Below are 7,015 nucleotides of genomic sequence, written 5' to 3' on the forward strand. Positions count from 1 at the left end.
GACCGTCACGGCGGCCGAGGCCAGGACGATCGGCGCGCGCACCGGCGTCGGCCGCTCGGGCCGCGCGGCCGGGGCCTCGGCCGGCTCCGGAGCGGAATCCTGGGCGGGCCGGAAGGCGAGCGGCGCCGGGGCGGAGCGCGCGAAGCGCTCGGTGTCCTCCGTCGGGCCGAGATCGGCCATCATCACGGTCGAGCGGCCGGCCGGGCGCCCGTCGGTGCGCAGGCTGGCGAGCAGCTTGCGGTCGTCGCTGCCGGCCACCGAGGCCTTGCCGACATACTCGACGCGGACATGCGCGGTGCCCTTGCGGTGGAAGCCCAGCGCATCGGCCGCCTCCTCGGACACGTCCATGACGCGCCCGGCATGGTAGGGGCCGCGGTCGTTGACGCGCACCACCATCGAGTAGCCGTTGTCGAGATTCGTCACCCGGGCGTAGCTCGGCAGCGGCAGGGTCGGGTGGGCGGCGGCGATCGAGTGGCGATCGAACACCTCGCCGTTGGCGGTCATCCGGCCGTGAAAGGCCGAGCCGTACCAGGAGGCGAGCCCCTCGCGGACGTAGCCGTTCGGATTCTCCTTGGGCACGTAGGTCTGCCCGGCCACCACGTAGGGCTTGCCGGTATAGCGGCGCCCGCCGCCCTTCGGGATCGCGTCGCCCTCGTTGTAGAGGCGCGGGCTCGCCTTGACCCCATATTTCGGGTCGATGCCGTTCCCGGCGGCGAKCTTCTGCTGAGGCGAGGTCGCGCAGTTGGCCGTGGCCAGGGCCACGCCCGAGATGGCCATGAGCCGCAGGGCGAGGCGCGCCGGCCTGGGGAGCGTCGTGCGCACCATCGTGGGGTTCACCAAACTCTACGCGTGACCGGGGTCCGGAACCGGACCGGACCCGCCCGCGTCCAGAGGACCGCGACCGGGTCCACCCAGAATTGTAGCGGTCGCGTAAAGGAAGCCTGAACGACGGCGGCCGTCGGGGTTCAGATCCTGCGCCAGAGGGAGCCGAGGATCTCGTGCATTTGATGAGAAAAATCGAACAACTATCTGTTAAGTTGTAAGAAATCAGAGATCCGCCATCGCGCGGATCCCGCCCCGGCCATGGGCCACAATGTTCGCGCCGTGGTTCGGGACGGGGCGCGCCACCGCGGCGCGGTCGGCGCGTGCCCGGCGCGCGAGCCGGCCACCCTCACTGCCCCTGTCCGCCTCTCGTCAGGCGCGGGGACCCGAACTCCGCCAGGCGCGGGTCTCCGATCGCTCGCCCTCCGCTTCCCTCCGCCTGCCGGCGCGGATCTCCCTCAGCGCGGCGGCGTCTCCGTCAGCTGCGCGATCGACTGGGCGCCGCGCTGCTTGAACAGCAGGTCGAGCCCCTCCAGGATCAAGGCGTGCATCTTGGTCCGCTCGGCATAGGCGAGGTCGCGCAACTGGTCGTAGACCGGCGGCTCCAGGTAGACCGACATCTGGCGGGCGCGCTGCTTGAGCGTGGCCGCGGGCTTCGGCGCCGGGGGCGCCAGGGTCAGCGACACGATCTCGGCACCCTGCGGCCGGCCCCCCGGCGCGGATCGGGCGAGGGGATTCACCTGCGGGTTCGCCGAGGCCACGATCGCCGCGAGGCTGAGCTTAGGCGGCTTGGACATGCTGACCCGACCTCAGGGACTGCGTGCGGCGCTCGATCCAGGACCAGAGGCGGCGGACCTCCCCGGCGGCCTGACCCTTGGGGTTGAATTCCGTGACGCCCTGGCCGAGGCCGATCGCGTCCTGATGGTCGGCGCGGGCGACGATGTTGACGTCGGGCAGGATGCCGAGCACCGCCAGTCCGTCCGCGGCGTCGCGGACCCGGTAGGAGCGCGGCGGAGTCTGGTTCAGCACGAAGGCGAACTTCTTCTCCAGCCGGTAGACGGCGGCCAGCGTCGGCTTGAACGCCCGCAGGTCCGCGGGGGTCGGCCGGCACGGGATGATGCACAGGTCCGCCGCGCGGATCGCCGAGAGGGTGCCGGTGGAATCGACCCCCGGCGTGTCGATGAACACGTAGTCGTAGGCCGAGTCGCGCAGGCGCTCCATCACGGCGTCGATCTGCGTGGCGTCGATCTGCGCCACCTCCGGACCGTCGGCGGTGCGGTGGTCGAGCCAGTCGGAGATCGTCGCCTGCCGGTCCATCTCCAGGATGCAGACCGTGTGGCCCGCCTCCCGGGCGGCCACCGCCAGGGAGATGCACAGCGTGCTCTTGCCGCTGCCGCCCTTCTGCGTGACGAAGGTGATCGCTTTCATCCTGGGCGTCCTCCAGAAGGCCCCGTACATCCGTCCGGGCGTTCGCGACCGCCTGTCGCTGCGCCGTCCGTTCAAACCTCAGGTATGCGAGTCGCGGCGTGCCGCGATCCTGTGACCCAAGGATGTCCCGGCACAACGTGACGCCGGCATGGTTAACGCATCGTTAAGACCAGAGCCCGCCCGGTCATTCGGTTCCGGACCCGCGACAGGACATCCACCTAAACTTCAAGTTAAGATTCGCGATCGATAAGAGGTTAACAGCCTTTCCAGCGCCGCCAGGATACCGTAGCGTGACCGCGCAGATACCAGGAGCTTGCCGGGGGTGAAAACCTCAAGTTTACTCACCCCGGTCGCTCCGGCGAGGAATGGCATGGCTGAAGCCCCGATCCCGCAATCGATTCTGGAGGCCTCCGGCGTGGTCGGCACCTGGGCTCACGATTACTGGGCCGGACAGCTGGCGCTGTCGGCCTCCTTCGCGGGTCTGCTCGGCCTCGACCCCGAGACCGCCGCCGCCGGGGTGTCCCTCGAGGCCTTCCTCGACCGCACCCATCCCGAGGATCGCATCCGGATCGAGAGCTACCTGCACGCGGTGGCCGAGACCGGCGGCCCCGTGGAGGCGGAGTTCCGAACCCGGGACACGCGGACCGGCATCCGCACGCTGCTGATGCGCGGCCGGATCGAGCGGGACCCGGCCGGCGGGGCGACCCGCGGGCGCGGCATCGCCATCGACCGCACCGAGGAGCAGGCGGCCAACCTCGTGCAGAGCGAGCGGGTGGTGAACCGGATGGCCGAGCACATCATCGCCCTGCGCGACCTCGCCCGCGCCCTGCACCGGCCGGCGCTCACCGACCGGATCGAGCACCTGATGATCGAGATCGGCTTCGAACTCGCCCGCTTCCTGCCGGAGCCCGAGGACGAGCCGCGCCACTGAGGACGCCGGCGGCCGCCCGATTGATCGCGCCCGTCCCGGCCAGCTACTGTCCCGGCAACACTTTGCCGGGAGGACGGGGATGGCCCGCGACACGATCTACGACCGCGACCTCGACCGCGTCCCGGCCAATCACCAGCCGCTGACCCCCCTGCTCTACCTCGACCGGGCCGCGCGGGTTTTTCCCGACCACGTGGCGGTGGTCCACGGCCCCCTGCGGCGCTCCTACCGGGACCTCTACGCCCGGGCGCGCCGCCTCGCCTCGGCCCTGGCGGCGCGCGGGCTCGGCCGCGGCGACACCGTGGCGGCGCTGCTCGCCAACACCCCCGAGATGGTCGAGTGCCATTACGGCGTGCCGATGACCGGGGCGGTGCTCAACACCCTCAACACCCGCCTCGACGCCGACGCGATCCGCTTCTGCCTGGAGCACGGCGAGGCCAAGGTGCTGATCACCGACCGCGAATTCTCCCGGACGGCCGCCGCGGCGCTGGAGGGCCTGGAGACCAAGCCCTTCGTCATCGACGTCGACGACCCCGACTATGGCGGCCCGGGCGCGCGCCTCGGCGACACCGACTACGAATCGTTCCTGGCCGGGGGCGACCCGGAGCACGACTGGCGTCTGCCGGACGACGAGTGGGACGCGATCGCCCTGAACTACACGTCGGGCACCACCGGCGATCCGAAGGGCGTGGTCTACCACCATCGCGGGGCGGCGCTGCTGGCGCTCGGCAACGTCATCACGGGCGGGCTCGGCCAGCACCCGGTCTATCTCTGGACCCTGCCGATGTTCCACTGCAACGGCTGGTGCTTCCCCTGGACCCTGTCGATCGTGGCCGGGACCCATGTCTGCCTGCGCCACGTGCGGGCGGAGGCGATGTACCGGCTGATGGCCGAGCACGGGGTCACGCATCTCTGCGGCGCCCCGATCGTCATGCAGATGCTGATCAACGCCCCCGATGCCGAGCGCCGCGACCTGCCCCGGCGCGTCGCCTTCTTCACCGCCGCGGCGCCGCCGCCGGAGGCGGTGCTGGCCGGCATGTCGGAGGCCGGGTTCGAGGTGACCCATCTCTACGGCCTGACCGAGAGCTACGGTCCGGCCGTGGTCAACGCCTGGCACGCCGACTGGGACGCGCTGGCGGCCGACCAGCGGGCGGCCAAGAAGGCCCGCCAGGGCGTCCGCTACCCGGTGCTGGAGGGGCTGGACGTGCGCGACCCGGAGACCCTCGAGCCGGTGCCCGCCGACGGGGCGACGATCGGCGAGGTGATGATGCGCGGCAACGTGGTGATGCGCGGCTACCTCAAGAATCCGGCGGCCACGCAGGCCGCCTTCAAGGGCGGCTGGTTCCGCACCGGCGACCTCGGGGTGAAGCACCCGGACGGCTATGTGCAGCTCAAGGACCGCTCGAAGGACATCATCATCTCGGGGGGCGAGAACATCTCGTCGATCGAGGTCGAGGATGCCCTGTTCAAGCATCCCGCGGTGGCCGCCGCCGCGGTGGTGGCCAAGCCCGACGCGAAATGGGGCGAGACGCCCTGCGCCTTCGTGGAGCTGAAGCCGGGGGCGAGCCCGAGCGCCGACGAGCTGATCCAGTGGTGCCGCGGGCGCCTGGCCTCCTACAAGCTCCCGCGCCACGTCGTGTTCGGCGACCTGCCCAAGACCTCCACCGGAAAGGTGCAGAAATACCTCCTGCGCGCCCGCGCCCGGGAGGACGACGGGGCCTGACCGGTCTGCGGGCCGGGTCAGGCCTGYGGCGGGTCCCGGCGGTCGGCGCGGACCGGGACCGGGGCGGCCTCCGGGGCGGAGCCGGCGCCGCGCAGGTCGGCCAGGATCAGGGCGACGACATCCTGGAGCGACATCAGGCTGAACACGGCGATGGAGGCGACCAGGGCGGCGGAGACCAGGGTCTTGGCGGTTGCGGGATCCACGGCGGGAGTCCTTGGCTTCGCCCCGCGCGGGCCATCCGGGCGGGGGGCGCCGCAGACGGCGCCGGTGCCTCTCCAAGGTGGTCGCGCCGCCCGCCCCGCGCCAGCGCCGCCGCGGTCGCGCCTGGCATGCGTCCGGGGCCGGGCTCGGCCGTGATCCTGGTTACCGCGACGCTTCCCCGGCCGGCTGGCCGCCGTCGCGCCCGGACCCGTGCAGCTTTCCAGGCTGGCCGAACGTTGCGTTTCCCGCAATAAGCGCCCGCGCGGAGCGGCGCGCATCCGGGAGAGAGACGGCATGGCCGGAAGCGGCATCGCGAACGGCGCCCGCGCGGCGCTGCTCGCCGTTCAGGGGCTGATCCTGGCCGCGGGACCGGCCCTGGCCCAGGGAACCGTGCCGGTCCAGCCGCCGCCGGTCACGGCCCAGGCCGCGCCGCCCTCGGAATCGCCCCAGGCGCAGCCGCCCGCCGCGGCGCCGGCCGAGCCGGTGACCCGCGCCGGMTACGCCTACATCGGCGGCCGCTACGAGAAGCTCGGCGACAAGACCGTGATGGTCGGCCAGATGTTCGTGCAGTCGCGCACGCCGGCCCGGATCACGCAACCCTATCCGGTGGTGATGGTCCACGGCCTCGCCCAGACCGGCGTGAACTACCTTGCCACCGCGGACGGCCGGCCGGGCTGGGTGCAGCGCTTCGTCGAGAAGGGCTATCAGGTCTACGTGGTCGATCAGGTCGGCCGCGGGCGCTCGGGCACCAACCCGGAGGTCTACGGTCCCTACGACCGGCTCGGCACCCGCAGCCTGGAGCGGACCCACACGGCGCCCGAGGTCTACGACCTGTATCCCCAGGCCAAGCTGCACACCCGCTGGCCGGGCGGGGCCGGCGTGCAGGGCAACGCCGCCTTCGACCAGTTCTTCGCCAGCCAGGTCCCGTTCCTCGCCAACAGCCAGCAGACCGAGGAGCTGGTCGACCCCGCGCTGACGGCGCTGCTCGAGAAGATCGGGCCGGCGATCCTGCTGACCCACGGCCAGGCGGCCCTGTTCGGCTGGGCGGTCTCCGACGCGCGGCCGGACCTCGTGAAGGCGCACGTCGCCGTCGAGCCCAACGGGCCGCCCTTCTTCGACGTGCAGTTCCGCGGCGGCAAGGACTTCTGGGAGAAGACCGGGGACGGGCGCGCCCGCGCCTACGGGCTGACCCGCATGCCGCTGACCTTCGACCCGCCGGTCAAGGCGCCCGAGGACCTGGCCGTCGCGCAGCAGGCCAAGGGATCCGACGGCAAGGCGGTGGACGGGCGGATCCGCTGCTGGCTGCAGGGCGAGCCCGCCCGGACCCTGCCGAACCTCGCCAAGGTGCCCACCGTGGTGGTGACCGCGGAGGCCTCCTTCCACGCCACCTACGACGAGTGCACCATCGCCTTCCTGGCCCAGGCCGGCGCCAAGCCGGACGTGATCCGGCTGGCCGACCGGGACCTCCACGGCAACGGCCACATGATGATGCTGGAGACGAACAGCGACGCCGTCGCGGACGTCCTGGCCGGCTGGCTCGCGGGGCGCCTGCGGTAGCCCCGGGGCGCCGCCTCCCACTTCACCGATACGTGTCGCAACGGCAACAGCCGTCGCCTTCCGCGTGAAGGCCGCTTGCGGATGCGCCCGGCTGTCCGTAGTCCGGGTCGGAGAAACATCAAGTATTACAGTAGTTTATCACAATTCTAAACAGCCCGCTTGAGGCGTCGGGGACGAGTCCGGCGAACGCGGCCGGCTGCCCGCAGCGTCGCATCCGGCGAGAGACCATGAGAGCCGCCCAACCCCTCCCCTGCGTCGTCCGGCGCGTCACCCTGCGCACCCTGCGCACCCTGCTCGCCGGCGCCTCGCTCGCCGTCCTGGCGCAGGCCGCGCCGGTCGCAGCCCTGGCGCAGGAC

The 7,015-nt window shown here is 71.8% G+C and carries 7 protein-coding genes; 3 read left to right on the forward strand and 4 right to left on the reverse strand.

Features of this window, described 5'->3' with window-relative positions; genetic code table 11:
• From AC1DXK_RS29490 to AC1DXK_RS29500, 3 genes are all read right to left on the reverse strand, one after another.
• Positions 1-825: septal ring lytic transglycosylase RlpA family protein (locus AC1DXK_RS29490; RefSeq protein WP_477299613.1), on the reverse strand; the 825-nt coding region annotated here is incomplete at its 3' end.
• 455 nt (positions 826-1,280) lie between these two features.
• Positions 1,281-1,619 carry a ribbon-helix-helix domain-containing protein gene (locus AC1DXK_RS29495; protein WP_477299612.1) on the reverse strand — a complete coding sequence of 113 codons (339 nt, stop codon included), beginning with the start codon at positions 1,617-1,619 and terminating at the stop codon, positions 1,281-1,283.
• On the reverse strand, positions 1,603-2,250 hold the full coding sequence (locus AC1DXK_RS29500) for a division plane positioning ATPase MipZ (protein ID WP_457108059.1): 648 nt from the start codon (positions 2,248-2,250) through the stop codon (positions 1,603-1,605). Before AC1DXK_RS29500 ends, AC1DXK_RS29495 begins: the two co-directional genes overlap by 17 nt.
• Positions 2,251-2,620: 370 nt before the next feature.
• On the opposite strand from AC1DXK_RS29500, the gene AC1DXK_RS29505 reads away from it, so the two are divergent.
• Together AC1DXK_RS29505 and AC1DXK_RS29510 are read left to right on the forward strand one after the other, a co-directional pair.
• Complete coding sequence (locus tag AC1DXK_RS29505; RefSeq protein ID WP_457108060.1) at positions 2,621-3,181, forward strand: PAS domain-containing protein; 561 nt, start codon at positions 2,621-2,623, stop codon at positions 3,179-3,181.
• Positions 3,182-3,260: 79 nt separating this feature from the next.
• Positions 3,261-4,901 (forward strand): acyl-CoA synthetase, encoded by a 1,641-nt coding sequence (locus AC1DXK_RS29510; RefSeq protein WP_457108061.1) that lies wholly within the window; start codon positions 3,261-3,263, stop codon positions 4,899-4,901.
• Between the two features lie 17 nt (positions 4,902-4,918).
• Here the strand turns inward: AC1DXK_RS29510 and AC1DXK_RS29515 are convergent, their stop codons facing one another.
• Entirely contained in the window at positions 4,919-5,104 is a 186-nt protein-coding gene (locus AC1DXK_RS29515; protein WP_457108062.1) for a hypothetical protein, read from the reverse strand.
• A 292-nt stretch (positions 5,105-5,396) separates the two neighbouring features.
• Between AC1DXK_RS29515 and AC1DXK_RS29520 the strand changes: the two genes are divergently transcribed.
• On the forward strand, positions 5,397-6,659 hold the full coding sequence (locus AC1DXK_RS29520; protein ID WP_457108063.1) for an alpha/beta hydrolase: 1,263 nt from the start codon (positions 5,397-5,399) through the stop codon (positions 6,657-6,659).
• Positions 6,660-7,015 lie beyond the last annotated feature (356 nt).

This window comes from Methylobacterium sp. P3_A11 (genome assembly GCF_056403155.1).